General features: G+C 70.0%; 27 protein-coding genes. 6 read left to right on the forward strand and 21 right to left on the reverse strand.

Features of this window, described 5'->3' with window-relative positions; all coding sequences use genetic code 11:
- Positions 1–555 precede the first annotated feature (555 nt).
- Positions 556–2,718 carry a PA14 domain-containing protein gene (locus OV427_RS34835; protein WP_420718308.1) on the forward strand — a complete coding sequence of 721 codons (2,163 nt, stop codon included), beginning with the start codon at positions 556–558 and terminating at the stop codon, positions 2,716–2,718.
- 77 nt (positions 2,719–2,795) lie between these two features.
- On the opposite strand, the gene OV427_RS34840 is transcribed toward OV427_RS34835, so the two are convergent.
- Positions 2,796–3,185 (reverse strand): hypothetical protein, encoded by a 390-nt coding sequence (locus tag OV427_RS34840; RefSeq protein ID WP_267860530.1) that lies wholly within the window; start codon positions 3,183–3,185, stop codon positions 2,796–2,798.
- A 314-nt stretch (positions 3,186–3,499) separates the two neighbouring features.
- On the opposite strand from OV427_RS34840, the gene OV427_RS34845 reads away from it, so the two are divergent.
- Positions 3,500–4,087 carry a tetratricopeptide repeat protein gene (locus OV427_RS34845; RefSeq protein WP_267860531.1) on the forward strand — a complete coding sequence of 196 codons (588 nt, stop codon included), beginning with the start codon at positions 3,500–3,502 and terminating at the stop codon, positions 4,085–4,087.
- A 15-nt stretch (positions 4,088–4,102) separates the two neighbouring features.
- Here the strand turns inward: OV427_RS34845 and OV427_RS34850 are convergent, their stop codons facing one another.
- The 18 genes from OV427_RS34850 to OV427_RS34935 all read right to left on the reverse strand — a co-directional run bounded on the left by OV427_RS34850 (position 4,103) and on the right by OV427_RS34935 (position 20,616).
- Complete coding sequence (locus tag OV427_RS34850) at positions 4,103–4,864, reverse strand: hypothetical protein (protein ID WP_267860532.1); 762 nt, start codon at positions 4,862–4,864, stop codon at positions 4,103–4,105.
- 13 nt (positions 4,865–4,877) lie between these two features.
- On the reverse strand, positions 4,878–6,563 hold the full coding sequence (locus OV427_RS34855; protein ID WP_267860533.1) for a hypothetical protein: 1,686 nt from the start codon (positions 6,561–6,563) through the stop codon (positions 4,878–4,880).
- A gap of 3 nt (positions 6,564–6,566) precedes the next feature.
- Positions 6,567–6,773, reverse strand: a complete 207-nt coding sequence (locus OV427_RS34860) for a hypothetical protein (RefSeq protein WP_267860534.1) — start codon at positions 6,771–6,773, stop codon at positions 6,567–6,569.
- Positions 6,770–8,206 carry a tail fiber domain-containing protein gene (locus tag OV427_RS34865; protein WP_267860535.1) on the reverse strand — a complete coding sequence of 479 codons (1,437 nt, stop codon included), beginning with the start codon at positions 8,204–8,206 and terminating at the stop codon, positions 6,770–6,772. The genes OV427_RS34860 and OV427_RS34865 overlap by 4 nt, the downstream gene beginning before the upstream one ends.
- Entirely contained in the window at positions 8,203–9,591 is a 1,389-nt protein-coding gene (locus OV427_RS34870; RefSeq protein WP_267860536.1) for a hypothetical protein, read from the reverse strand. The genes OV427_RS34865 and OV427_RS34870 overlap by 4 nt, the downstream gene beginning before the upstream one ends.
- Complete coding sequence (locus OV427_RS34875) at positions 9,588–11,108, reverse strand: baseplate J/gp47 family protein (RefSeq protein ID WP_267860537.1); 1,521 nt, start codon at positions 11,106–11,108, stop codon at positions 9,588–9,590. The genes OV427_RS34870 and OV427_RS34875 overlap by 4 nt, the downstream gene beginning before the upstream one ends.
- Positions 11,105–11,587: a hypothetical protein gene (locus OV427_RS34880; protein WP_267860538.1), complete on the reverse strand. Its 483-nt coding sequence runs from the start codon at positions 11,585–11,587 to the stop codon at positions 11,105–11,107. Before OV427_RS34880 ends, OV427_RS34875 begins: the two co-directional genes overlap by 4 nt.
- 58 nt (positions 11,588–11,645) lie before the next feature.
- Complete coding sequence (locus tag OV427_RS34885) at positions 11,646–12,059, reverse strand: DUF2634 domain-containing protein (RefSeq protein WP_267860539.1); 414 nt, start codon at positions 12,057–12,059, stop codon at positions 11,646–11,648.
- Positions 12,059–12,709, reverse strand: a complete 651-nt coding sequence (locus OV427_RS34890) for a hypothetical protein (protein WP_267860540.1) — start codon at positions 12,707–12,709, stop codon at positions 12,059–12,061. The genes OV427_RS34885 and OV427_RS34890 overlap by 1 nt, the downstream gene beginning before the upstream one ends.
- A gap of 3 nt (positions 12,710–12,712) precedes the next feature.
- Complete coding sequence (locus tag OV427_RS34895; RefSeq protein WP_267860541.1) at positions 12,713–13,348, reverse strand: phage baseplate assembly protein V; 636 nt, start codon at positions 13,346–13,348, stop codon at positions 12,713–12,715.
- Complete coding sequence (locus OV427_RS34900; protein WP_267860542.1) at positions 13,345–13,866, reverse strand: hypothetical protein; 522 nt, start codon at positions 13,864–13,866, stop codon at positions 13,345–13,347. Before OV427_RS34900 ends, OV427_RS34895 begins: the two co-directional genes overlap by 4 nt.
- Positions 13,866–14,747 carry a hypothetical protein gene (locus OV427_RS34905; RefSeq protein WP_267860543.1) on the reverse strand — a complete coding sequence of 294 codons (882 nt, stop codon included), beginning with the start codon at positions 14,745–14,747 and terminating at the stop codon, positions 13,866–13,868. Before OV427_RS34905 ends, OV427_RS34900 begins: the two co-directional genes overlap by 1 nt.
- A gap of 1 nt (position 14,748) precedes the next feature.
- A complete protein-coding gene (locus OV427_RS34910; RefSeq protein WP_267860544.1) occupies positions 14,749–15,777 on the reverse strand; it encodes a hypothetical protein in 1,029 nt (342 codons plus the stop codon).
- Between the two features lie 4 nt (positions 15,778–15,781).
- Positions 15,782–16,198 (reverse strand): hypothetical protein, encoded by a 417-nt coding sequence (locus OV427_RS34915; RefSeq protein ID WP_267860545.1) that lies wholly within the window; start codon positions 16,196–16,198, stop codon positions 15,782–15,784.
- Positions 16,199–17,094: 896 nt separating this feature from the next.
- Entirely contained in the window at positions 17,095–17,958 is an 864-nt protein-coding gene (locus OV427_RS34920) for a hypothetical protein (RefSeq protein ID WP_267860546.1), read from the reverse strand.
- A 3-nt stretch (positions 17,959–17,961) separates the two neighbouring features.
- Positions 17,962–18,351 carry a hypothetical protein gene (locus tag OV427_RS34925; RefSeq protein WP_267860547.1) on the reverse strand — a complete coding sequence of 130 codons (390 nt, stop codon included), beginning with the start codon at positions 18,349–18,351 and terminating at the stop codon, positions 17,962–17,964.
- Positions 18,352–18,366: 15 nt separating this feature from the next.
- The gene (locus OV427_RS34930; RefSeq protein ID WP_267860548.1) at positions 18,367–19,953 is read right to left on the reverse strand and encodes a phage tail sheath protein; all 1,587 of its coding nucleotides are present in this window, start codon (positions 19,951–19,953) and stop codon (positions 18,367–18,369) included.
- A gap of 177 nt (positions 19,954–20,130) precedes the next feature.
- Entirely contained in the window at positions 20,131–20,616 is a 486-nt protein-coding gene (locus tag OV427_RS34935; RefSeq protein ID WP_164002678.1) for a hypothetical protein, read from the reverse strand.
- 302 nt (positions 20,617–20,918) lie between these two features.
- Between OV427_RS34935 and hemN the strand changes: the two genes are divergently transcribed.
- From hemN to OV427_RS34955, 4 genes are all read left to right on the forward strand, one after another.
- Positions 20,919–22,289 carry an oxygen-independent coproporphyrinogen III oxidase gene (gene hemN / locus OV427_RS34940; protein WP_267860549.1) on the forward strand — a complete coding sequence of 457 codons (1,371 nt, stop codon included), beginning with the start codon at positions 20,919–20,921 and terminating at the stop codon, positions 22,287–22,289.
- A gap of 8 nt (positions 22,290–22,297) precedes the next feature.
- Complete coding sequence (locus OV427_RS34945; RefSeq protein WP_267860550.1) at positions 22,298–22,873, forward strand: hemerythrin domain-containing protein; 576 nt, start codon at positions 22,298–22,300, stop codon at positions 22,871–22,873.
- Positions 22,874–22,990: 117 nt separating this feature from the next.
- Positions 22,991–23,527: a peroxiredoxin family protein gene (locus OV427_RS34950; RefSeq protein WP_267860551.1), complete on the forward strand. Its 537-nt coding sequence runs from the start codon at positions 22,991–22,993 to the stop codon at positions 23,525–23,527.
- A gap of 91 nt (positions 23,528–23,618) precedes the next feature.
- On the forward strand, positions 23,619–24,173 hold the full coding sequence (locus tag OV427_RS34955; protein WP_267860552.1) for a DUF2378 family protein: 555 nt from the start codon (positions 23,619–23,621) through the stop codon (positions 24,171–24,173).
- Between the two features lie 91 nt (positions 24,174–24,264).
- On the opposite strand, the gene OV427_RS34960 is transcribed toward OV427_RS34955, so the two are convergent.
- Both OV427_RS34960 and OV427_RS34965 read right to left on the reverse strand, forming a co-directional pair.
- The gene (locus OV427_RS34960; RefSeq protein WP_267860553.1) at positions 24,265–24,924 is read right to left on the reverse strand and encodes a DUF4476 domain-containing protein; all 660 of its coding nucleotides are present in this window, start codon (positions 24,922–24,924) and stop codon (positions 24,265–24,267) included.
- 55 nt (positions 24,925–24,979) lie between these two features.
- On the reverse strand, positions 24,980–25,984 hold the full coding sequence (locus tag OV427_RS34965) for a M28 family peptidase (protein ID WP_267860554.1): 1,005 nt from the start codon (positions 25,982–25,984) through the stop codon (positions 24,980–24,982).
- Positions 25,985–26,012 lie beyond the last annotated feature (28 nt).

Raw genomic sequence — 26,012 nt, forward strand, 5'->3', positions numbered from 1 at the left:
CAGACATTTCCGGGCGCCGGCGTCTGGCATTCGAAAGGGTCCGGCCAGCGCCTGTCAGTGAATTGGGTCGTGCGGGTTCGCGTGCAGCCTGTGCGCGCCGCGCGAATCGGGGCCAGACGGCACACGGGTGCAATGGCCTGGCGCAGCCTGGCGCAGCCACTGCCAGCGACTCCATGGAGCCGCCCGCCGCCCCGCAAGAGGGCTTCCATTCCGCCGACAAATACTTCTCGCAGGCAACGGGCGGACCCGTGCCTGTGCGCCTCGCGCCCTCAAACTGCCTCCGTGATGTGCGGGTGCGCGCGGAGCCCCCTGGGATGGTGGGTGGACGCGCCCCATTTGTCGGGGCGGGTCCGTTCCCGGGCTGCACCCGTAATTCATACGGAAAATGGATTGGAGTCTGGTCGTCCGGAGGCGCGTTCCCCTTCGGACCGTGCGTGCGCAGGCCAGACTTGTGCTGCTCGTACGCCTTCGACGCGCACCTTCCGTGCACGTCCCCGGGGCGCAGCACACCGCGCCGTTGGGTTGACAGGAGAACTCCGAACCACAGCAACACGGATGCCGTGCCTATGCTCCCGGGTCGTTCCCCCGAGGAGGTCTATCTTGGCAACAGCCGTTGCGAGGTGTTGGTCCCGCGGTCTGTCCTTAGGCGTCTGTCTTGCGGCGCTCTCCACCGGGCCCGCGCTGGCTGGCGCACCGGAGGCCGCGAGAGCGGAGGCCCCCGCGGTGCCGGGGCAGTTCCTCATCAAGTTCCGGGCAGGCTCACGTGCCGCCGACAAGGCGGCGCTGCTCCGGGAGAACGGCGGTGCGTTCTTCCACCGCAGCGAGGCGCTGGACATCGACGCCGCCGAGTTCCCCGCGCTGAAGGCAGCGTCCCCGCGCGCGGCGGAGGCCCTGCTGAACGCACTGCGGCGCCATCCGTCCGTGGAGGCAGTGGAGCCGAACTACATCTATCAGCTCGCCTATACGCCGAATGACCCGTACGCCAATCCGGCGACGCAGGGGAACGTCGACTACCAGTGGAACCTGGCGACGGTGCAGGCGTACAGCGCCTGGGACATCACGCAGGGCAGCTCCAGCGTCATCATCGCCATCGTGGACACCGGCATCCAGCTCAACCACCCGGACCTCGCGGCGAAGATGCTGGCCGGCTACGACTTCATCGCGCCGGGCACGCCGCCGAGCAATGACAGTCAGAGCGAGGACCATGGCACGCGTGTGGCGGGCGTGGCCGCCGCGGTGACGAACAACGGCACGGGTGTGGCGGGCATGTGCCCGCAGTGCCTCATCCTTCCGGTGCGTGTCTTTTCGACTTCTGGGGCCACCGCCACCAGCATCAGCGACGGCATCATCTGGGCGGCCAACCAGGGTGCCAGGGTGATGAACCTGAGCTTCGCTGGCCCGTCCAACTCCTTCGCCATCGAGAACGCCATCAACTACGCGTGGGGAAAGGGCGCCTTCATGGCGTGCGCGGCTGGCAACGACAACACCTCGGTGAAGATGTACCCGGCCGCGTCCGCCAACTGCTTCGCGGTGACGGCCAGCAAGGGCGATGACAGCCGCTACACCTGGAATGGCGGCGGTGTTACCTACGGCACGTGGGTGCACGTGGCGGCACCGGGGGACTACCTGCGCACCACGGACGTGGGCAGCGGCTATGCGAATCAGAGCTGGTCTTCCATCTCTGCACCCAACGTGGCGGGCCTGGCGGGACTGCTTGCCTCACAGGGGCTCACCAACCAGCAGATCAAGGACCGCATCTGTGCCACCGCGGACCGCACGGCCACCACCGGCACGGACTGGAGCTGCGGGCGCATCAACGCCGCGCGCGCCGTCAGTGCCGGTGGGAGTGGCACCGGGCTGAGGGGCGAGTACTTCGCCGACCCGTATCTCTCCACGCAGAACCTGAGGGTGACGCGCACGGATGCCACGGTGAACTTCGACTGGGGTGGCGGCTCTCCGGATGCGTCCCTGGGGGATGTCTTCTCCGCGCGGTGGACGGGGCAGGTGCTGACGACGGGCAGCGGCGGGGCGTACAACTTCTGTACCGTGGCCGATGACGGCGTGCGTCTGTGGGTGAATGGCGCGCTCGTCATCGACCGATGGTTCTATCGGTCCCCGATTGAAGACTGCGTGAATGTCACGCTCAACGCGGGCCAGCGCTACGACGTGAAGATGGAGTTCTACGACGCGGGTGGGCTGGCCCAGGCGAAGCTGCTGTGGACGCCGCCAGGTGGGGCCAAGGCCGCCATTCCGCAGAGCCAGCTCTTCCCTGCCACCAGCACCGTGGGGTCGGGACTGAAGGGCCAGTACTACGCGGACCAGTCCCTGGACAATGCGAACCTGAAGGTGACGCGCACGGATGCCACGGTGAACTTCGACTGGGGCGGTGGCTCTCCGGACGCGTCCCTGGGGGATGTCTTCTCCGCACGGTGGACGGGGCAGGTGCTGACGACGGGCAGCGGCGGGACGTACACGTTCTGCACCGTGGCCGATGACGGCGTGCGTCTGTGGGTGAACGGCGCGCTCGTCGTCGACCGATGGTTCTATCGGTCCCCGATTGAAGACTGCGTGAATGTCACGCTCAACGCGAGCCAGCGCTACGACGTGAAGATGGAGTTCTACGACGCGGGCGGGCAGTCCCAGGCGAAGCTGCTGTGGACGCCGCCAGGTGGGGCCAAGGCCGCCATCCCGCAGAGCCAGCTCTTCCCGGCGCCGTAGGTCCTGGCGGAGGGAGACGCGCCGGCTGTCGCCTCCTCAGGACGGCGGCCGGCGCGGTCGCCGCACCGTGAAGGGCGTCAGCGGCCCGGGCGAATCCATCTGACGGCGAGCCAGGTGGCCCCCACTCCCAGCGGAATGAAGAGCAGCGAGAACAGCGCCGCGGTCTCCAGCGCCCTGGCGACCGACTCGCCAAGAACGACACTCAAGAAGATGATGCCCGTGAGGACGTAGATGAGGACCATCGCGAGCTGTGCCCGCCACACCGCGCCGGGATGGTACGCGCCGGTGAGCACGGCCGCGGCTCCCACCAGTGCACCCGCGGGCACCGCGCACGCTGCGACCATGGGGAGCAGGAAGCCCACCGCCTCGAGGCGCTGGAATTGGAACAACGCGAATAGCGGCCCGGCGATGGCCGTATACAGAATCCCGAGTGCCGCGCCCTTGGCTGTCCCCAACCCGATGAACATGTGTCCTCCCCGTGTGAGCGGAAGGATGGACCTGGATGCGTCTGCCGTGAGGCTCGCGACGCTGAACGGCGCGTTTCCGCGGGTGAGCGGTCGCCTGGGGTAGCACGGTGCTCCTGCACCGGGTGGGGGTCTCCGGCTACGATTCGGGCGCCATGTCTCCTCAATGGACCCGTTTCGTGCTGTCGTGCGCCGTGCTCCTGGCCGGCTGCGCACGCAGTCCCCCGGTCCTGGCCTGTCCCAGGGAGGACCACGAAGCGCTGTGCGCCGGGGCGCTCGCCGAAGGGAACCTGCAACAAGCGGAGCCCCATTGCGCAATGGCGCTGGAGTTCGCGCCCGAGCGCGCGGACGCGTGGGCCAATTGGGGCATCGTCGCGCTCCTGCAGAAGGACACCGCGAAGGCGAAGCAGCGCCTCCTCCATGCGCTGCGGTACAACCCAGACCACCTGCGGGCGCATGCAAACCTGGGCATGACCTACCTGGAGGAGGGCGACTACGCGCAGGCGCGGGAGAGCTTCCGGAAGGCTCTGCGGGTGGACCCTGACAACCTCCACGCGCACTACCACCTGGGGTTGACCCTCTTGAAGCAGGACAAGGCAGCGGAGGCTCGGAAGGAATTCGACGCCGTGCTGGCCGCCAACCCCGACGTGGCCAGTGCCCACCAGGCCCTGGGCGTCCTGGACCATGCGGAGCGGAACCTGGAGGGCGCCTTCCAGCACCTCTCCCGGGCCACGCAGCTCACGCCGGATGCGAGTGACGCCTGGATGGAGCTGGGCACGGTGCTGTTGGACCTGCGCCGCTTCAGCGAGGCGGAAGCGGCCTTTGGCAGCTGCGTGCGTTTGCAGGAGACGGACATCGGCTGCCGCGACGGCCTGGAGAAGGCACGGAGCGCGGCGGCTCCGTGAGCGTGTGTCGAGCGGCTATTTCGCCCGCCGCACCTCGCGGATGATGCCCGTGGGCTCGGGCTCTCCCACCGCGACGAGCTGCTCGAGCTCCCCACGGATGAGGAACTCGGCCTGGGCGCGGAAGAATTGCTTCTCGTGGAGCAGCTCGGCGCCGCGCGCGAGCCCGACGAGCACCATGCTCGGCCGCAAGAGCCGGATGCGGACCCCGGAATCGTCCGAGGCCGGGTCGTCGAAGTTGCCCATGCCCGAGGACGCAATCAGCGCCGCGTTCAGCGCGCTCGCCAGCAGCGCGTCCGCGGCCCCGTTTTCCTGACTCCAGGCACGGATGATGAGCGGGATGTCACAGGGTGACCGCTCGAGGAACCCGGGCGCGCTCGCCCCACGCAGGAGCGCCACCACGGCGACATCCGCCTGCGCGGGAGGACGGTAGAAGCGCACGGTGCGGCCCTCCACCAGGTAGTCATCGCCCCGGCGCAGCGGGCGGCCGGGAGGTGACTCGACCTCCACCACCTGTCCCAGGGCGCCTTCCGGCAGGACGAAGTCCACCTGCTTCCCGTTCGCGCGCCAGCGGTGCACCCCGAAGTGGAAGGCGGGCTCGCGGCGGGCCGTCAGGTCAGCTCCCTCGGGCAGCGCCAGCTTCAGGCTCGCGGCAGTCACTTCCACGAGCTGGGTGACGTCGGCCTTGGGACCGGGTGAAGGGCCCGTGGCCACGTCGATATCGTCCGGCAGCGCGGACCTGAGCGCGTCATGGAAGAAGGTTTCGACGGAGACCAGCATGGCGGGCGCAACCTCACGACGGTTGGAAGAGCGGGTAGGTGTCGCTCCGGGGGCTCGTCACGCGAAGCTCGGAGAGGGTGAGCTCCCCGGCGACCCGGGAGCGGACGACGACCTCGAGCGCGGGCGCGGGGCCCGTCGCGGGGACACCGGGAGGGGGCAGCTCCGCGAGCGCCCGCTCGTCCAGGCTGACGCGCCCCTGGGCATCGGGCTTCACGACGAGCTGGCGCGAGCCCCAGCGCAGCAGCACCTGCGGCGGGGAGGGCGGCTCGGTGGGTGAGGCGAGCAGTCGCGGGCGACTGTAGGCCCAGGGGACACCGCTCGTGCCTCCCGTCGAGGGCACCTCACGCTCCAGCCAGGGGCCGGTGTCCTCGGCGCGGTAGAGCGCGGCGCGCGGCGCCAGTCCTCCATTCCCGGTCGCGGTCGCCGCGTCCCCGAGGCTCCAGAGCACGCTCCCCTCGGTGACGGCGAGCACCGCCCACCAGTGCGTCTTCTCGTCGAGCGCAAGGGGCCTGGGCAGCTCGAAGGAGACCCAGCGCGCGCCCCAGGGCGCGTTGCCCCGCTCCTCGAGCGAGAACTCCACGGCGGCGTCCAGGGGCACCTTGCCCGGCCGGCCAAACTCATCCGGGAAGAGGGTCAGCGTGCCCTGGACGGAGCGGGTGAGGGGACGCAGATGGAGGTCGATGCCGGCGAGCGCGCCACCTCCCTCGGGAGGGGAGAACGCCTGTGCCGCGGCGTAGCCCCCGCCGCACCGGTGCGCCTGCGCGGGTTGGGCGGGCGGCTGGGGCGCGAGCGGGATGCGCTCTTCGCGCGGCTGGTATTGCGAGAGGAAGCGGACCTCTCGCAGGGGCCTGTCCGCCGGCACCTCGATGCGGCCCACGCCCTCACCATCCGTGGAGAGTTGGAAGGTGAGCGAGTCACCGCCGGGGCTCCACAGCCGGGTGATGACGGCGGTGTCCAGGGTGAGGGCGAGCCTCCGGAGCCGCGAGGGCGCGGAGGAGCGGAGCGTGAGGTTGACGGGGCCTCCGCGCAGGTTGGCGGGCCAGGCCCGCTGGAGCGCGGCGCGCAGCTCGTCCCGAAGCGTCAGCTCTTGAAGGGGCTGGAGCGGCATCGCGTGGTGGAAGAAGAGCTGCTCCGGCTCGACGAGGGCCGTCAGGTCCGGAGGCCGCGCGGAGGCCTTCACCACGAGCTCCGTCACCACGGTGGCGGAGGTCTTCTTGGTGGGGTCCGGAGGCATGGGATTGGCTGGAGTCGTGAAGAACTCCACCATCAGCCGGCTGGCCATGATTGCGGGCAGGGCCTGCCCATTGCCCCCCAGCGCGGCGGTGGCGCCGGGCGTGGGAGGAAACCACGGGCCTCCCTCGGCGACGCTGACGCGGCCCTCCTTGCCCGACTCGGCGGTCTTGACCTGGAGGAACGTCAACGGACGGCGCGCGCCCCAGTCGAGGCTGATCCAGTGGATGGCCGTGTTGGCGGGCGCGGGCCCTGGACCGAGGCTGGTGGCGACGGTGGCCGTCGGCGGGATGTCCACCAGCACGTCATCCCCCGGGGCCTGGAGGGTGAGCGAGGCGCGCAAGAGCTCCACGTCGGCGGGCACGTCGAGCGCCACGGAGAGGCCGGAGGGGTCCACCGGCGCGGTGGGGCCCGCGGGCACCGCCTTGCCGCCATACTTCAACGTGGCTCCGACGCGCGCGTCGCCCATGGTTCAGCGGACCGCCTTCGGGAGGTCCGTCACGTTGTCCGCGGGCTGCTCCTGCGCCAGCACCTCCTGGAGGACCTGCATGGCGCCCTCGATGCGCAGCAGCGTGGTGGTGAGCTGGTTCCGCTTCGCATCCAGCTCCGCGAGCATCTTCTGTCCGGACTCGTACTCGGACTTGAGGGCATTGAGGCGCTGCTCGAGGGTGTTCTTCATGCGGGGTTCTCCTTCGTGGCGGCCCGCAGCGCGGCGCGCAATGCGTCGAGTTGGTGCTGCTGGGCCTTGATGGCCTCGATGAGCGGGGCGACGAGTCGAGCGTAGTTGATGCCTTTCATCCCGCCCGGCCCCTCGTCGATGACCTCGGGGAAGACTTCCTCCACCTCCTGGGCGATGAGGCCGATTTGCGGGGACTCGTCCCTGGACTCCACCATCCGGAAGCATGTCGCGCGCAGCTTCAGGACCTTCTCCAGCGCGCCTTCCATCGGGGTGATGTCTCGCTTGAGGCGGAGATCCGAGCCTTCGTATCCGCCACTCGAATAGGTCTTGCCGATGACTTCCAGGCGGTCCCAGAGCTTGACGATGCGGCCGCTGGGGGTCGTGCGGCCCAGGATCATCAGGGCACCGTAGTTGCTGGCGTTCTCGATGGCCGCGTAACCCTGGGTGTTGCCGATGCCGCTGTGTTCGTGGTCCGTCTTGGTGAAATACATGGCCGAGTTGGCGGCGTAGAGGTCGCCCTGGACCTGGAGGTTCCTGGTGGCGAACACCGTGCCACCCGTATCGATGTGCAGCGGGGTCATCACCCAGCCTCTCGCGTCCGAGAGCATGCGGATCGCGAAGCCACCTCCTCCTTGCGCGGCGAGGTTCCAATTCCTCTGATTCGCCGTGCCGAACGTGCTGTAGAGGTCGAGCTCGGCCCAGCCTCCCGCGCCGCCCGCCTCGATGCGGGCCAGGACGCTGGTCGTCGAGACGATATGGAGCATGCTCTGGGGGGAGGTCGTCCCGATGCCGACGTTGCCTCCCGCGCTGATGTGGAGCCGGGGGGTTCCGTATCCCTGGCCGTACTCGATGTCCCCGCCATTCTCCGTGATCTGGAACCCGGTGGCGGTGGCTCCTGACTCGCCACGCAGCTGCCAGCTCTTCTCGCGGCTGCGGAGCAGGATGGCCGCGCCGTCGACGCTGCCCGTGGTCCGCACCACGAGCCCGACTCCCCAGACGGCGTTCCCGGGCCCCCGCACCTCCATGGGGGCGTGGTTGTCGCCCCGGGTATAGTTGACGGTGAGCTGCTTGTTGGGAGTCGCCGTCCCGACCCCGACGTTGCCCGTCACCGACAACGCGCCGGAGACGGTGCCTCCCGTGACGTTGAGCTTCTCAGTCCCCAGGCCGGTGAGCCTGTCGGCCACGTTGATGCCCTTCACCGTCAACGCGGACGAGACGGTGAGCTGGCTCGCCGCGAGGGTGGTCGAGACGTTGACCTGCTTCACCGACAGCGTGGTCTCCGGGTCGATGCTGCCGCCGCCCAGCTTCTTGCCGTCATCCCCTCCCAGGTGGGTGTGCGTGCGGAGCGCTTCAATCGTCCGCACCTGCACGGTGTTCCAGTGCTCGGAGAGGATGGGGTCTCCGGGTTCGGCCTTGATGTACGGGTCGGTCATTTCTTGAACCTCGAGGTTTCGAAGCGGGTGCCGTCGAAGACACCGGACCAGGAGAGCCGGTCATCGGGCTCGGGGAGCTGCTCCTCGAACTTGATGGCCTGCCCGAAAGACGTCAGCGCGTCCTTGACGCCAGTTGGCTCCGGGAACGTCGTGGTGAGCGCCATGCTTGCCGGGCTCTCGTCCACGGAGACCTCCTCGGGTGGCAGCGTCAGCATGAACTCGATGCGCGCGCGGACGCCCGAGGCCCGGCCGTAGTTGAGAGTGGCCGTCAGCTCCCGGACCAGGTCGGGCAGGCCCCTGGCCTGGGGGGGGATGTAGTCGACCGGGATGCGCAGGACGAAGGTCGCGGGGGTGACCTCCGTCCAGCGGAACTGGAGGTCGATGCGCGGCGACTGCTTGGGCTCCAGCGCCAGCTCCAGGGCCTTCAGCCGGGCCTGCTCCAGCTCCGGATTCCGCCCGGCCGGCAGATAGTTCTGCAGCTCCTTCTTGCTCAGCGTGCCGTGGCTCCAGTGATTCTCACCGGGTGCGAGCTCCGGCAGCCCCTGGCCCTGGTTGAACACCGAGAAGCGCGCCGCGTCCGTGTCGAAGCGGAATGGCTGGTTCCCGTCGTCGAAGCGCGAGGGATGCGCGAGGAGCACCGGCTCCTTCGCCGGGCTGCCGTCAATCAGGGGGACACGTTGGTGACGCAGCGTGAGCGTCTTGCCCCGGGGCACCCTCCCCAGGAAGAGCACGTCCAGCCCGGACTCGTGGTGGTGCAGGATGGGAATGGAGATGTCCGCGTCCCCGGGTGCGGTCAGGGAGACCTCCGGGCGGGCTGAATCCAGGCCCTGATTGAGGGTGAGGAGCCGCTGGTCGGCGGGCATGCCCTGGAAGCGCGCCAACGCAGGGGTCGGCGGGTTGTCGTCGAGCTCGACGCGGAGCCTCCGCGTGCCCGGAGTGCCATCCTCCCCGGGAGGCCCGGGGACGGTGAAGAGGCCCACGGCCGTGTCTCCATCCCAGGAGAACTCCGGCGGTTGCTCGGCCCTGTACACCAGCGACACCAGCCGCAGGAGGGCCGGGGCGGTGTTCATCCCCGTGCGGTGCAGCTCCACGAGCGAGGTGAGACGCTGGCGGAAGTAGACGTCGTCCTCGTCCGGGCCAGGCTGGAGCCCGTAGAGCGCGCCCAGCTGGCCCAGCTCGGAGCCCGCCTTCGTGGCGAGTGAGTCGTCCGCCCGGAAGCCCTGGGCGAGCGTGTACCAGCGCGAGCGCATGAGGCGGGTGATGCCGCCCTCCATCACGCCCAGCTCCTGGGCGATGACGTCGAAGAGGAGGGTGATCTTCCCGCCGCTCTGGAGGAGCGGGGGGAGGTACCCCACCATGCGGCGTGCGCGCTGGACCGGGTTCATCCGAGCCCCACCAGTTCCACGTTACCGAGCGCCAGCTGGATGCTCAGGGGCACGGGGCGGGTGGACAGGGTTCCGGTCTTCTCCAGGGAGAGGGAGAGCCCGCTGTCCGTGGTGAGCGTCGCGGACAGCAACTCCTGGACGCCGGACTCCTTGCTCAGCGCCGCGCGGAGCGCGTCCCAGGCGAGCTCCGCCTGGGGCTTCTTCGTCGCCTGCGCATCCGCGGCGATGCGTGCCGAGTACATCTCCACCGCGCCGCGGAGCGACTGGCGCACCTGCTCGGGCGTGCGCCGGTCCGAGCTCGGGAGCGACACGACCAGCTCCAGGCGGTAGACGAGCGCTCGCGAGCGGGAGATGTCGGGCGGCATCTTCGCGACGTCGAGCGTCGGCTTCTCGTCGGGCTTGAACTTCCAGTCGGGCCCGAGCTCCCGGCGCGGCCCATCCACGAGCACCTTCTGCTGGGTGTCCCAGACGTAGGTGCGCACGGTGATGTCGCTGACGTGGCGCACGGCCGGGTTGGAGAAGAGGACGGCCTCGAGCTTGCGGCGGCTCAGCAGCTCACCCGCGGGCACGCTCTCGACGAAGCGGACCAGGGCCTGCTGGAGCTCGCGGCGGAGCCGGTCGAACGCGGCCTCGTCGAGGTCCGGGTCCACGGGCTCCACCTGGAAGCCGGGCCGCAGATAGAGGGTGCGCGCGTAGCTGAGCCGGACGCGGATGCCGGCGGCCTTGGAGTCGCGGATGGCCCGCTCCACCCGCTGCACGCCGTCCGGCTGATGCTCGAAGTCGGGGTCTCCCACCAGCACCTCGATGACCCCCGGAGGCGCATCCGGGGGCTCGCGCACGGTGACCTGCTGAACACCCTGCTGGCGCACGGCGGCGGCGATGGCCTCGAGCGTGCCCATCTCCCCATCCCGCAGGGCGGTGCGGGCCCGCGCGCGCAGGCTCGCGTCCGTCTCGTCCTGGCCGGTGCGGCGGATGGGGGCCCGGTTGGTGACGGCCTCGATGCCGAGCACGGGGCGGGGCATCACGTTGAGCTTGCCGGGGTCGATGGTGGGGGGCGCGTTCTTGGAGGCGTCCGAGTCGTCCTGCACCTCCTGCATGGGGATGACGACCCGGGTCTCCCCCCGGCGGAGCACCGCGTCCTCCATCGTCTCGAAGAGGGGCAAGGGCTCGTTCTCCGCGAGCACGCCCGTCACCTGGCGACCCGCGGGGATGCCGATGTCCTCCGGAGCGGGCGAGTTGCGGCTGAACTCCACGTCGCCGGTGAGCCGGCCCGCGCGGGCGCGCGAGATGCCCAGCACGGCCACCACGTTGTCCAGCGCCGCGCCCTCGGCCGTGTCGAGGTAGCCCGAGCGGTGCGCCAGCTCGAGCATGGCGTAGAAGGTGGCCATCTCCCGGCCGTAGGACTCCGCCAGCGTGCGGGCCATGCTGCCCGCGTTCTTGTCGATGCCCGGCCCGAGGTTCCCGAGCAGCCGGTCGACAATGGCGCTGAAGGAGGTGTCGAGCGGCGTGAGGCTCAAAAGGAGATCTCCCAGCTCAGCGTCATGACCATGTTCGCTCCCCGGTTGACCGGAGGGAACTGCACGCGGTTGAAGAGGATCTTCTCGGTGCCCACGGTGATCTGGATGCCCGCCTCGGTCAACGGCTGCACGGTGCCCGTCGGGGGCGCGGCGAGGGTGGCCGACACCGTGCCCTGCACGACCGTGGCGTTCGCGCGCGAGACGATGGCCACGTCGGGGTCGCGGTCCTCCGCCTGCTCGGCGATGGGCGCCTTCAGCGCGATGTCCGCCACGTTGGCGGGGTCCGTCCCGGTGCCCACCACGATGGCCCAGCTCGTGGGCAGGGCGTTCTTCTTCCCCAGCAGGAGGTCCGCCAGCAGTTGCTTGCCGCGGGTGGTGATGAGGTTGTGGTGCTGGTACCGCTCCACGAGCGCTCCGCTCAGGTCGCGGAGCTCGATGGTCAGCACCCCTTTCAATCCCGGCTTCTCACTGAGGTCCATGGTGCTCTCCCGAAATCGTGTCGTGTGCTGAGAATCCGTTTGCCGACTGCCGCGTGTCTCACCCCAGGTCGAGCGCCAGCCCGAGCTCCACCTCGTCTCCCGTGGTGGCGAGGATGCTGGCCCGGACATCCACCGCTCCGGGCAGGTCGGGACGGGCGCTGACCGTCAGGCTCGTCACGTCCTCGACGCGGGGGTCTTCCTTGATGGCCTGACGCACGTAGCGGCGCAGCAGGTCCAGGTTCTGGCGGTCCAACGGCTCGCCGATGAGCTCCGCCACCTTGCTGCCGTAGCGCACATGGCCGAGCTGCTCCAGGTGCCCCCGGTAGATCATCAGCCGCAGCGTGAGGGCCTGGACGAGGTTGTCCTTGCCACTCACCGTCCTGGCGCCGCCCGCGTCGGTGGACCAGTCGAGGTCCACCTCGCCGGTGTCCTTGAAGGCGAGCCGCAAATCCGTCCTCAGCTCGTCGGCCATTACATCAACCTCCCGGGCCCGGCGGTGGCCCCGGGCGAGGCGGGAATGCCCGGGGTGACCTTGAGCCGCGACATCATCTGGGTGAGCGCGTTGGAGAGCGTCTCGGCCATGGCGCCGGCCAGGTCCGGGATGTTCTCTCCGCGTAAGCCCTCGGCCTGGAGGAAGCCCAGGACGAGGGGTTGGAGCATGGGCTTGGCGGGAGCTGCTCCCACCAGCGAGCCGGGGGAGGACGTGGTGAAGCCCGCGATGGCCATGCCCGGCGCGACCTGGACCTGGAGGCAGAAGAGCGTGAGGGCCTGCGCGATGGACTGGGCGATGGCCTTGGCCAGCGCGGGCTTCTGCTCGCCGTTGAGCTTGTTGGAGGACAGCGCCCCCAGGGCCATGGGCTCCAGCTGCGAGGCACCCGGGCCACCGGCCGGCGGGGGCAGCAGCATGCCCGGTCCCGCCGTGCTCCCCGAGCCGGGCGGAGGCGGCGCCGCCGCCGGGATTCCGGGGGCCACCATGGCCATGGACACGAAGAGGGTGAAGGCCTGTCCGCAGACCTGCCCCAGGGCCTTGGCGAGGTCGGGCGCATTCTCCCCCCGCAGGCCCGCCGACTGGAGGGCGCTGCTGGCGAGGTTCTCGATTTCGGATGCGCTCGGAGCCGGCATGGGTCAACCCTTGGCCTTCACCTTCTGCGAGCCCTTGAGTGGGGCCCCGGTGAAGTAGCACTTGTGGCTTCCCTCGGTGATGACGCCGGTGCCGCCCGTGCCCAGGTCGATGTTGCCCGAGGCGTCCACCGTGGCGTCCTTGCACTTGAGCTGCACGTTGCCGTCGACCTCGATGCTCAGGTCCTTCTTGCCCACGATGGAGATGGTGTCGTCCTGCTTCACCGTCACCACCGTCTCGCCGGCGGTGATGACCACCGACTGGTCCTTGTCGATGGCGATGGACGTCTTCCCGCCGGGAGGGGAGACGACGCGCCACTCGTCCTCGGCGTGCTCGGGCGGGTTGGTCTCGTCCGAGTAGAGCCGTCCCACCACGATGGGGCGGTTGGAGTCCCCCCCGACGTAGGAGATGAGGACCAGGTCGCCCACGCGCGGCGCGCTCACCATGCCCACGTGCGGGGTGGTGATGGGCACGCGCCGCAGTTCCAGCCCTCCCTCGCGCAACTTCACGTTGCACTCGTGGTTGTGCGCGTCTCCCTCGGCGTGGGGGAAGGCGCTCGTCACCACGCCGATGTCGCCCAGGCGCAGCGAGGCGAGCTCGTCGCGGATGATGGCCCGCATCACGGCCATGAGGTCGCTCATGAGGTTGCTCCCGCCAGTGCGGGCTTGGACGCGCCCGGGGCCACGAGGCGCTGCTCGTACGACTTCAGCGTGGCCGCGAAGTTCACGACGGACTGGCGCAACCCGGCCAGGGCCTCTTGCGGCAGCAGCCCCTTCAAGATGGCCTCCGCGCCCTTGCGGACCTTGTTCATGACCTCGAGCATGGACCGGGCCGCCTTGGTCAGGGGCGCGAGCGAATCGAGGCCGGCCTGCCGCAGGTCGTCCTCGGAGGTCGCCGCGAGGCCCTGGACCTGTTCCAGCGTGGGGTCCAACGACTCCAGCAGCTTCGGGATGGCCGCCACCTTCTCCAGCTTGGCAATCCACTCGACGAGCTGGCCCAGCACCGTGCCGAGTGCCTGCAGGCCCGTCCTCACCGGCCCGCCGATGCCGAGCTGTCGGACCAGGTCCACCAGCGCCTCGACCGTCTGGGTCTGGAACAGCTCGTCCAGCGCCTGGATGAGTCGGGAGATGGCGCCGACGATGTCGCTCGCGCTGCTCATCACTTCACCCCCAGGTCCTGGAAGGGGGCCATCACATCGAAGTCCTTGATCTGCATCCCCAGCCCCTGCGCCTCGTCCACCACGCGCTTCAACTTGGCGAGGAAGTCGCTCGCCCCGGCGATGCCCTTCACGATGCTGAGCGCCGCGCCGAGGTCGATGCCGGTCAGCGACTCGAGCACGTTGATGCCCTCGGTGGCGAGCTTCTCGATGAACGACCCCAGGTTGCCGCCGTTCTTCAAGACATCGATGAAGTCGCCGATGATTTGAGGATTCACCTTGCCCAGCGCGCCGAGCAGGGAGCCGAAGTTCTTGCCGCTCAGCGTGCCCTGGCCCTTCGTGACGACGGAGCCGAGCTCGTCCGCGCTCAGGTGTCCGAGCAGGCCGGGGTTCTTGTCGACGGCCGACATCAACGAGTCGGGGTTCTGCAGCACCCCGGCGGCATCCACGGCGCCCGCGGCCCACGACTCGGCATCGTTGGCCACGGCGTCATTCACGGCGGCGACGCCCGCGTCGGCGGGCTGGGGCGGCTCCTGATGCTCGCGGACCTTCAGGTAGAAGCTGAACCGGTTCTGGTGACCGGCGAGCTGCTTCACCTGGAAGTCGGCGATGATGACCTCGGTGAGGTCGGCCCCGGCGACGGCGTCCGCGGCGAACGACATCGGCTGGGCCTTCATCTGCGCCTGGCGCAGCTCCTCGAGGGCGGCCTGCGTGTCCTCGCCCAGGAGGATGCCCTCCATCACCACCGTGACGGGCTCGCGGCCCAGGTCCTGGAAGACGCTGCCGGACTGACCGGGGACGCGCTGCTGCACGAGGTTGCGCGCGTCCTCGGTGTAGATGTTCGTCAGTCCGACGAGCTCTATCTTTCCGATGCGTACGGGCATCTCAAAACTCCATCCGGGTGACGAAGCCGGTCTGCAGGCTCAGCGTATGCCGCACCGTGCGCACGCGCAGCACCTTGCCGGAGGCCAGCGCATTCACCGGGTGCTCGGCGGGAATGTCGTCGAGCTTCACCAGCTCGCCCGGCTTCACCTTCGGGCTGCCCAGCACCTCGATGAACCCACGAAGGGGACGGGAGGCCAACAGCGTCATCCTCGCCTTGGCCTGGGTGGCCGCGTCGTCTCCCGTCCTCACCGTTCCGTCCCGCACCTCCCGCATCAGCTTGCCCGCGCTGGCGGGCTTCACGGTGAACGTGTCGTCCATGGAGGCCTTGCCGCTCACCGAGGCCAGGTCCTTGACGAGCCAGTGGGCCTTGTCGGAGCCCTTGGCGCTCGCCGCGCCCTCGCCCCACACCTGCACGCCGTCGTAGGTCGGGGAGACCTGGTCGAGCCCGGTGCGCAGCACCTGCTCCGGATAGGTGAAGGTGTGGTCCGCTCCGCCCTGCTTCGGCGCGGCGAAGTGCACCTTGCCGTCTCCATCCGTGAACACGTCGAAGCCGCACTGCTCGGCCAGCCGCTGGAGGTGGCGGAGCGCTCGCGGTCCGCGGTGGAGCACGTAGCTGGGGAACTTGGGGCCGTCCTCGATCTTCCCCGCGGTGGCTCCGGCCTTCTGCACCAGCTCCTTCGCAATCGCTCCGGCCGACATCTGTTCGTACGCCCCTTCCAGGTCGAACCGGGCGAGCTTCGCCAGCCCATCGGCGCCCACGACGATGGCCGTGTCGGGTGCGGCCTTCGTCTCCTGGACCTCGCCGGTGAAGACGGTGGCGCCGCCGTTTCCGTCATCGAGGTTGATGGTCGTCTTGTCCCCGGGCTTGGGAGGCGCCGAGCCCGCGGCGACCAGCTCCAGGTAGCAGTGGCCCCCGGCGCCATCCATGGTCAGCGCGCAGGAGATGGAGCGCACCTGTCCATTGCTCCCGCGGGGCTGGCTCGAGGCCTTGAAGGAGCCAATCTTCACCTCGTAGGCGATGCCCGCCATTGGCTCACACCTCCAAGCCGTGGCGGCGAGCCGTGTCGCGGAGGATGTCGACGAGGGCCTCTTCCAGCGCGCGTCGATCCACGCCGGACGGGGCGCCGGACGGCTCCAGGTGGACGTTGACGTTGAACGTGTTGCGCACGGCCTCGCCCGGAGGTGTCGCGGCCGCCTGGGCGCTCATGGACCGCTCCGGAGGAGAGGCGGCACGTGTGAGCTGGTGGGCCCGCTCCAGGACGGGCGCCATTCCACTCGTGACCTGCTCGGCGAGCCGCGGGGCGACAGGGCTCGGTGGACGCGTGGACGCCGGTGCGGCTGTGAGCTCGGGGGCCGGGAGGAACGTGAGCCGGCGCTCCGGGCGCGGCGCGCCATCCTGGCTGGAGGACGGGCCGGAACGCTCCGCGCGCTCCTCGACGGGCGGGCTCACCGTGGCCTGCTCGGGGCGGGGGAGGAGCCGGACTCGACGATTGTCAGGTGCGCGTGCGCCGCCGGGAGCGGTGGCTCCCCTCGGGCTCGCGAAAGGTGGCGGCTCCGGGAGGGAGGAAGTCTCGCCCCGGCTCGCCTGGAGTGGCGGAGCGGGAGGGCTCGCGAGCAGCGCGCGGGTGGCTTCCACCGCGCTCACGGTGTGTGGCGGCTCCGCCAGGGCGGCGACAGGGACATTGCCCTGAACAGGGGCCCGTTCGGCGGGCCCGGACGAGGAACCGTCCATGGGACTCGTGGCCGCCGCGGCGGATGGGCGCGTGGGGCGCGGTCCGGTGCTCCGGGCCTCGGCCCGTTCGGCGTCGGTCGGGAGCGAATGTACCGGGGCTCGCGACGGGGTCGGCGCCGTCGAGCGGGGCTCGAGCTGGGAGATGAGCCGCACGAGACGTCTGTCTCGCGGGCGGGCCTCGCTGGGGGAGGGGGACGTGGGGACCGCGCCGTGGACCTCCGCCCGCGCGCCGGGTGGCGGGGGCGCGGAGACACTCGAGGCCCGCTCCCCGGCCACGGAGTCGCCGTGAGGGGCTTCACCCCGGGCGACGAGCGGCGAGGCGCCTCGCGTCTCGGCGCGCGGGGCCGTGGCTTCGGAAGACGGGCGGGGTGCCGCTCCGTGGGCCGGAGCCGGCGAGCGTGCGAGGTTGGCGGGCAGGAGGGGACTGGCCGTGGCCTCCCCGGGGCCGGACACGGAGGCTGCCGGGGCGGGCTGCTCCGAAGCTTCGGAGGACTCCTGCCGGGAGGGCGCTGGAAGCCGGACGCCCAGCTGCTTCGCGACGGACTCCAGCGCACGGAAGGCCGGGCGCGCGAGGAGCGCGGAAAGCTCTCGGGTCGTGGTGGATGAGCGCATCGTCAGTCCTCCACCTGGATGATCACCGCATCGGGATGGTCCGCGAGGCTCGGCGCCCGACGCACGGGAGCGGAGACCGGTGCCGACGGCTCCGCCACCTCCAGCAGTGCGAGCAGCCGGTCGACCTCGGCCGCTGGCGTCTCCCAGACCTGGGATGGAGTCCAGCCGAGCGCCTTGCACAGGCGCAGGGTCGTTCGCGCCAGCTTCTGGCCGTCCGCGTCCGCGGCCTTCATCCTCCGGTCCTCGTCGCGCTCCCCGGAGTCGTTGAGCGCGACGGCCACCTCGAGCAGCGCGGCCGTGGTGGCCCCATCGAGCATCATCAGCTCCAGCCCGGGTGGCTCCAGGGCCACGACGGAGGCGGAGAGCATGGCGCGCAGGTACCGCTCCAGGCTGAGCTCCTGGCCGCCACCGGTTCTCGGGGTGAGGCTCTCGCTCAGGGCCCTGGAGCGCTCCGCGAAGGTCCACGGACGCAGCCGGGCCCGTACGGAGCCCGCCCGCACCCACCCGTCCGCCTGCACTCCGGAGCCTGGCGCGTAGCCACCGGTGGTGGCCCACCAGAGCGCCACGGGGGCCAGCTCCTCGTCGAGGGGCGCCGGCACTCCCGAGTCCCTCAGCACGTCGCGAGCGAAGCCCCCGGCATCGAACCGGAGCCCCTGCTCATCGGCGCTGGCGTGACGGTCCAGCGCCCGCAGGTGCTCCTCGAAGCTCCAGCTGCGGAGCCGGACGCGCTCGCCCGTGGAGGTGTCCACCTCCAGCGCCCCGCCCGGGTTGCCCACCTGCACGGAGAAGCGCCGGCCGTCCACCTCGATGGAGGAGGGGACGGCGGAGCCGGACTCCCGAGCCGTGCGCGTGGGCACCTCTGGCACGTGTTACTCCTCGCGAACCCGCGTGGCGGTGAAGGCGTAGGTCGTGGCCGCGCTGCCGTGCGCATCAATCTGGAAGGCCTTGCCTTCCACGAAGCAGTCATCGAACGACACCGTGCGCGTGTCGTCGGTGCCTTCGGTGCGCTTCATGCTCGCCACGAGCTGGAACTTCGCGCGGTCCTGCAGCAGCGTGTCGAGCGCGAAGCTGGCCGAGCGGATGACGAGCTCGCCCTGCACGGTGCGCAGGCCGAAGATGACGTCCACCCGCTCGTTCGAGCCGATGGCACGGATGTCCTCGCGCTCGGTGACGATGCGGAAGACGAGGGACTGGAGTCCTTCGACGGGATTTCCGTCGACGAGGACGCTGCTACGGTTGGCGGAGAAGACCGTGGGCATCAGCGTGTTTCCTCATCAAACCTGGACCGTGATGGTCGCGTAGATGTAGTCGATGGCGCGCACGGGCCTCACGGCCATGTTCACGCGGACGATGCCCAGTGCGAAGTCGGCCTGCGAGGAGTAGACCTCCACCTTGAAGGAAGGGTCCTTGCCGTCCGTGGACGGGACGATGGCCCCGTCCTTCTCCATCTGCACCAGGGCCTCGACCAGCTTCTGCTTGAGGGCGGTGCGTCCGTCGGCGTTGTTCAACAGGCCGATGAACAGGTCGCCAATCATCTTCAGCATGCGCACGGACCGGTCCGCCACGCGCCGGACGTTGATCTGATCTCCGTCGGTGGTGAGCCCCCGGAGCACGATGGTGCCGCGTCCACGCTCCAGCACCACGGGGACCACGTTGCCCCGCAGCAGGGCCTTCTGGTCCTCCGTGGAGATGGGGGGCAGGTCGGCCAGCCCCGAGAGCCGCTTGAAGGTGGGCGAGTGGAAGTAGGGGAGGTTGCCCACCACTCCCGTCACCGCGCCCACGACACCGTTGGGCGCCACCAGCACGAACCGGTCGCTCACCAGGTTGCTCGCGAGCTGCGCGTGCGTGTCCGGGGCGCCCGTTTTCGGCACCTGGCCAAACCCGATGCGGCCCTTGCACTCGTCGCTCATGGCGTTGCAGTGGCTGATGACGGCGCCGTAGACGCGGGCCACCTTCGTCAGGTCCGAGAAGTCCTGGACGGCGGCGAGCACCATGTCCACGTCCGCCTCGTCGCGGAGTCGCTCCAGCGCGGCGGTGTAGTCAGCGGCGCTCGCGTCCTGCCCGCCCCCGAGGGTGTACTCCTCCGCCTTGGGCCAGCCGGTGGCCTTCGACTCATCCACCTTCACGAAGGACGAGCCCTTCAGCGTGGAGACGAACGAGGCGAGCGTCTGGCCGCGGTACATCTCCAGAATCTCCTCGCTGCCCGCGACCCTGCGCAGCACCTGCAGGTCGAAGGAGATGGACTGGTCGATGTTGTCCCGGTACGCGACGCGGACGATGAGGCCGTTGGCCCAAGGCCCCGGCGCGCGCGCCATGAGCGTGAGTCCGGCCTTGTCGTTCGTGATGTCCGAGCCCGCCGTCTGGGCGGCGGTGGCCTGGTCCAGGCGCGCCTTGGCCTCCGTGTACGTGTCTTCCGCGGCCTTGACCACCACGGGGTCTGCCCCCGCGTTCGCCTTGAGCGCGTCCCGCTTCCTCTTGGCGTCTTCCGCCGCGGCCGTGGTGTCGCGGACGGCCTTGTCCAGCAGGGCCCGGAAGGCCTTGGCCTTGCTCTCGTCTCCGGCGAGGGCCGTGCGCGCGATGGCTCCCGCATTCGCGGGGAGCGGCGAGATGACCAGCTCGGAGACGCCGTTGTCGAGCGCCTGCCGTGCCTCGGGCAGGCTGTAGGCGCTGCCGCGGCCCAGGACCTCGACGTAGCGGGACCAGCTCCCCGCCCGGGTGACCTTGAGCGTGTTCTGCTCGGTCTGCTCGGCCCTCTCGGTGAAGCCGATGAGCCCCAGCACTCCGGACGGCGCAAGCTGCTGGGGCAGCACTTCCTTGACCACCGTTACCTGGACACCAGGAATGATGAGGCCACTGGCCATACGCTCTCCGTTCCCTCGTAGACGAGGGGTGGATGCCCCTGCTCAGGGTGCAGGTTCCCCGGACCGCGCGCACAGGCGGTGCTCACGCACCGTCTGGGGACACGGTCCTCTTCAAATCTCGTGGGAGGATCGGGAGTCCCGCGGCACTGACGCGGAGCTCCCGGCGGCCCCGTACGCTCAGGCGGTGAGCGCCAGACCCGACTTCTTCAATGCGGCGATCGTCTCGGCCGCCAGGGCCTCGACCTTGCCCGCGAGCGCGCCGACGACCTTCATGAGCAGGTCGACGATGGCCACGATGTGCTCGATGCCCGCGTTCACGAAGTCGACGATGACGTTGAGGAAGCGCTTCGCCGTCTCCGCGAAGCCCTGGGCGCTCGACGGCAGCAGATCCAGCGTGGAGGAGACCACGTCCCGGCCCGCCGTGATGACGTCCTTGATGCCGTTGAGCACCTTCGGGTCGGTCAACTGCTTCACGACGCCCGCGACAGAGTCGAGCACGTTGCTCAGCGTGGTCTGCACCGCGTTCAGGATGACGGTGGGCAGCTGCTTGAGAACGTCCTTGAAGCTCTGGCTGGAAACGGCCGTGTACAGCTTGTACAGCGCCTGCTCGATCTTGATCGCGGTGTTGTCGACTGTGGCGAGCACTGCGGAAGCATCCGGCATACGACCCCCTCATTCGATGACGAAACGGGACTGACGTCGGACTGGCCCGGATATCCGCCTGCTTGGAAATCCGTGAGAGAACGGTGCTGTTGAAAGACGGACACACAGTACGGTCCCCTCTACTTGCTGTGCAAGTGGGTCAACGCCTTTCGGGTCCGAATGGCCGAACCGTGGACCCGCAACGAATCGGCCTCGCGCGCGGATTGCGGCCCACCGGGTACGGGGCGCAGAAGTTGCGCACCCACTCAGTGGGTTCCCCCGCGCACGAGCTGGCATGAGGCTTGGAACAGGGCAGGGATGTCATGGAACCCCGCCTCGACGTCCCCACGCCCTCCGAGGAACTGCTCAGCCGGTACAACGTCGCCGGTCCCCGCTACACCAGCTATCCCACCGCCCCCGAGTGGCGGGGTGACTTCGGCTCCGACGCCCTCTCCGAGCGGCTGAGCATCGCCGGCACCCGGGATGGCGCGGAGCCGCTCTCGCTCTACGTCCACCTGCCGTTCTGCCGCAGCCTCTGCTGGTACTGCGGCTGCAACGTGGTCATCAGCAAGGACGCGGGCGCGGCGGACCGGTACATCGACCACCTGGTGATGGAGCTGGACCTGGTGGCGGAGCGGCTCGGCGCCCGGCGCGGCCTGTCGCAAATCCACTGGGGCGGCGGCACGCCCACCTTCCTCTCCGAGGCGCAGCTCGAGCGGCTGTGGACGGAGCTCACCCGCCGCTTCACACCGCAGCCGGACGCGGAGGTGGCCATTGAAGTCCACCCCGCGCTGACGACACCGGGACAGCTCTCGCTCTTGCGGCGGCTGGGCTTCAACCGCGTGTCCATGGGCCTGCAGGACTTCGACCCGTTGGTGCAGCAGGTGACGAACCGGCTCCAGACGCCAGAGCAGACGCGGGCCCTGCTGGAGCACGCGCGCGCGCTGGGCTTCACCGGCGTGAACTTCGACCTCATCTACGGCCTGCCTCACCAAACCGCGGCGCGCTGGGCCACCACGCTGGAGACGGTGCTTGCCATGCGTCCGGACCGGCTGGCCGTCTACTCCTTCGCGTTCATGCCGGACGTGCTGAAGCACCAGAAGCGCATGCCCGCGGACGCGCTGCCCGGTGCCCGCGCGAAGCTGGACCTGTTCCGCGCTGCCTACGAGGCCTTCGTGAAGGCGGGCTACCACCCCATCGGCATGGACCACTTCGCGGTGCCCGAGGACGAGCTGGCGCGTGCCCAGTCCGAGCGCCGGCTGGGCCGCAACTTCCAGGGCTACACCGTGAAGGCCGCGTCGGACGTGGTGGCGCTGGGCAGCACCGGCATCAGCGACGTGGGCGGCGCATATGCCCAGAACGTGCGGCCGCTGCCCGCCTATTACGCGCGCGTGGCCGGGGGGCGGCTGGCCACCGAGCGAGGCATCGCCCTCACCGACGATGACCGGCGGCGCCGCGCCGTCATCACCCAGCTCATGTGCAACTTCTGGACGGACCTGGGCGACGACGGCGCGCGGTACTTCGCACCCGAGCTGGAGCGGCTGCGCCCCTTCGAGGACGACGGGCTGGTGGTCCGCTCCGGCACGCAACTCGAGTTGACGGCGCTGGGCCGCCTCTTCGTGCGCAACGTGGCGATGGTGTTCGACGCCTATCTCTCCCGGGCCGCCAGGCCCCGCTTCTCCCGGACGGTATGAGGACCGCGATGGATGCGTTGGATGTGTTGAACCAGGAGCACCGGCAGATACAGCACGTGCTGGACGTGCTGACCCTCGCGGTGGAGCGCGGACGCAGGGGCGAGTTCGTCTCCGCGTCGCTCTTCCTGCGGGCCGCGAACTTCTTCCGCACGTACGTGGATGGAAGCCACCACGCGAAGGAGATGGTGCTCTTCCAGACGATGCTCGTGCACCGGCTGCCGCTGTCCCCGGGGCTGCTGTCGCAGGTGACGGGCGAGCACGGCACGGGCAGCGAGCAGGCCCTGGCGCTCCAGCGCGCGGCGGAGGTGACGCTGCGCGAAGGCGTGGACCCGGGGGGGATGCTCGACGCGGCCGACGCGTACCTCCAATTGCAGCGGGGCCACACCACCGCGGAGGAGACGCAGGTGTTTCCCCTCGCACGCCGGCTGCTCCCCGCCGCCGTGCTGGAGCGCATGCGCACGCGCTTCGCCCGCATCGAGGCCTCGCATGGCCCGATGTCCGAGGCCGTGGAGGCACTGGAGCGCGCCTTCGCTCCGGCCCGTCCCTCCTGGCCGGGGTTGCTGGCTGGCGTGCGCTCGTTCTGAGCGGGCCTTGCCAGCCCCAGGGAGCAGGCAGCCACGCGCTGGCCGGGCCCGCTCCCCTGGAGTCACACCCGGTGAGTGGCCACATCTAATCGCGTGGATACGGAGCCGGGGGCGCGCATGGGACGACGAGAGAGAATCACGGGGACGACGCTGAGGCGCTGGGTGCTGGCGGGCGCGCTGCTCGCCGCCACTGCCGTGGGAGCCATGCCCGGGCCCGGCGAGACGCTGCCCGACTTCACCACCAAGGACCTCCTGAACGCGCCCCACCGGAGCAGCGAATTGAAGGGGCGGCCCACGCTGCTGGTCGTCATCACCGACAAGGACGGTGGCGATGCGATGCAGAAGTGGTTCGACACCGCGGGGACACGCGTACCCGACTCGGTCCACCGCGCGTCCATCCTCACCTTCAAGCTCCCCTTCTTCGTGGGCACCGGCACCGCGCAGGGCAAGGCCCGGCAGAAGGTGCCCCAGCAGTTCTGGGGGGACACGTGGCTGGACAAGAACGGCGACATGGCGAAGGCCCTGGGGCTGGACTCCAGCCGCACGCCCTACGCCTTCGCGCTCGATGCCCAGGGACGCGTGGTGGCCGCCGTCCACGGCGACGCCGATGCGCCGGAAGCACAGTCCGTGTGGAAGGCCCTCACCGGAGGCTGAACCCACCCGGCCCGGTGGGATTTCAAGAACGCACCGCCGCCATAATGCAGCGACACTGCCTCAATGATGCGGCGCTCCTCGAGATTCCACCATGGCAGCAGAGCAGAAGGTCGTATTCGCACACACCGTTGAAGGCCTCTTCGTCCAGGCGCTGGCGGACCAGCTGACCCCCGCCGCGAAGGAGCGGCTGAAGGCCGCGGGGCTGGATTTGAGCCAGGCCTTCGCGCCCGCCTACCCCGAGGAGCAGTTCCACCGCTGGGTGCGAATCGCCGCGGAGGAGGTGCACCCCGGCGTGCCGTCCGACGAGGCCCTGCAGCGGGTGGGCGAGTCGCTGGTGACGGGCTACGAGAAGACGCTGATGGGCAAGGCCGTCATGGCCACGGTGCGCATCCTCGGCCCGAAGCGGGCGCTGGAGCGCACGACGCACAACTTCCGCTCGGCGACGAACTACCTGGAGGCGAAGCTGAAGCAGGTGGAGGGCAGCCCCGACACCTACGAGATGGTCATCAACGAGACGAGCGGCGTGCCCCGCTACTTCAGCGGCATCATGCTCCAGGCGCTGCGCGTCGCGGGCGCCACGGCCGGCCGCGTGGACATCGTCCACGAGGACGGTGGCGCCTGCACCTACCGCATCCAGTGGACCTGAGCGTCGTGTCACCCTGAAAAGACCACGGGCGCCTCGGGGAGTGTCCCGAGGCGCCCGCGGTGCTCCAGTCACGCTCGCGTCGTCCGGCCCGTCAACGCTGCGCGAGGATTTCCTGGAGGCGCTTCTTGTCGCTGGAGAAGGAGAAGGCGCCGTAGAGCTGGTAGCCGTTCTCCGGGTCGAGGATGCGCGGCTTCAGCTCGCGCACCACGGTGAGCTTGTCCTGCGAGAAGGGGAAGAACTCGATGAGCTGCCCCACGTGGGAGATGAGGAAGTAGTTGTCACCGGCGGCCATCTTGAGCACGCGCATCTTGTCCTCGGCGAAGTTCTCCTTGGCCACCGCCTCGCTCAGGCGCTTGAACTGGCCGTCCGGAATGGGGCGGACCACCGGCGCGGGCGGGGGCGGGGGCTGCGGGGCCGGCGACGGCGTGGGGTAGACGGCGCCCACGGGCGGGGCCTCGGCGACGAACTGCTGCATCGAGTCCAGCGTCTCCTGCGCGCGGCGCAGCTTGTTGCGGCCGTCGCCGCGGTTGTCGATGCGGCCCTCGAGCTCCTCCAGCAGCTTCTCCAGGCGGGCCATGCGGGCGGTGAGCTCCTCGCGGTCCACCGCGGCCAGGTTGCGCGCGGGCGGAGGAGGCTGCGGCATGGGGCGGCCCGGGGGCGGGGAGCGGCGCAGCTCGGTGGACTGCGGCTCGTTTGCGGCGAACGCGGACGAAGCGGTGAGGATGGCGACGGCGATGGCGAGGGCCTTCATTGGGGAGCGTCCTTTCGTGTGCTCGACACTACCGACGCGCCCGGCCCCCCTGCATTCAATTCCCGGGGAGCGGGCCCGAGGCCAGCGTCCTGACCGCGGCATACACCCCCTGGACGGCTTGGGCCATACGCGCGTAGTCAAGCGTGTCCCACGTATCGTCCGCGGTGTGGTAGCGCGGGTTCCGGAAGAAGGCCGTGTCCGTCACCATGACGGCCCGGTAGCCCTGCTCCCAGAAGCTGGCGTGGTCCGAGAGGGCCACCCCTGGCAGCCCGGCGGGCGCGCTGAGGCTCTCCACCGGCAGGGGGCTGCCCGCGCGCATCGCCTCCGCCACCCGCTCGTTGAGTCCGCCGTCCCCTGGCAGGCCCACCACGCCGATGAAGTGGCCCGTGTCCGGGTAGCGCAGCCGGAGCACGGGGAGGGGGTAGTCCTGGCTGTCCGGCGCGTCGCTGTAGACGCCCAGCATCTCCAGCGCGAGCATGCCGCGCACCTTCACGCCGGCCTCCTTCAGCGAGCGCGCGTGTACAGCGCTGCCCATCTGCCCGGTGCTGAAGTACGGCGGCTCCTCCAGCGTGTAGGCCACCAGGTCCACGCGCAGGGGCGGCGCCTGCTGGCCCAGCAGCACGGCCAGTCCCAGCAGCGCGGCCACGCCGCTGGCGTTGTCGTCCGCGCCGGGCGTGCCGTGGACGGAGTCGTAGTGCGCGCCGACGACGAGCCGCTCGCCGCCTTCCGGCCCGAAGCGGGCGATGACGTTGCGGTAGGCGCGCCCGTCCACGCGGAAGGGCTGGGACGCCACCTGCCCGCCCGCCTGAGCCAGGTGCTCCGCGATGTAGTCCGCGGCGCGCTCCAGGTTCTCCGGGTGACGTGAGTCGCGCGGGTGGAAGGTCTCCGAGAGCATGCGCACGTGGGCCCTCAGCGTCCCCGCCTCCACCGCGGAACTGGCCCGCGTGGGCGGGACGACGGGGGCGGGCTCACGTGTGCCACCGCCTCCCCACGCCCGTGCCAGCCCCACCGCCGCGAGCACCGCGACTGCGATTCCGGTCCACAGCCGACCGCGTCCCATGCACCCTCCCTGTCCGGCCGCCTCACGC

The organism is Pyxidicoccus sp. MSG2 (assembly GCF_026626705.1).
Classification (GTDB): Bacteria; Myxococcota; Myxococcia; order Myxococcales; family Myxococcaceae; genus Myxococcus.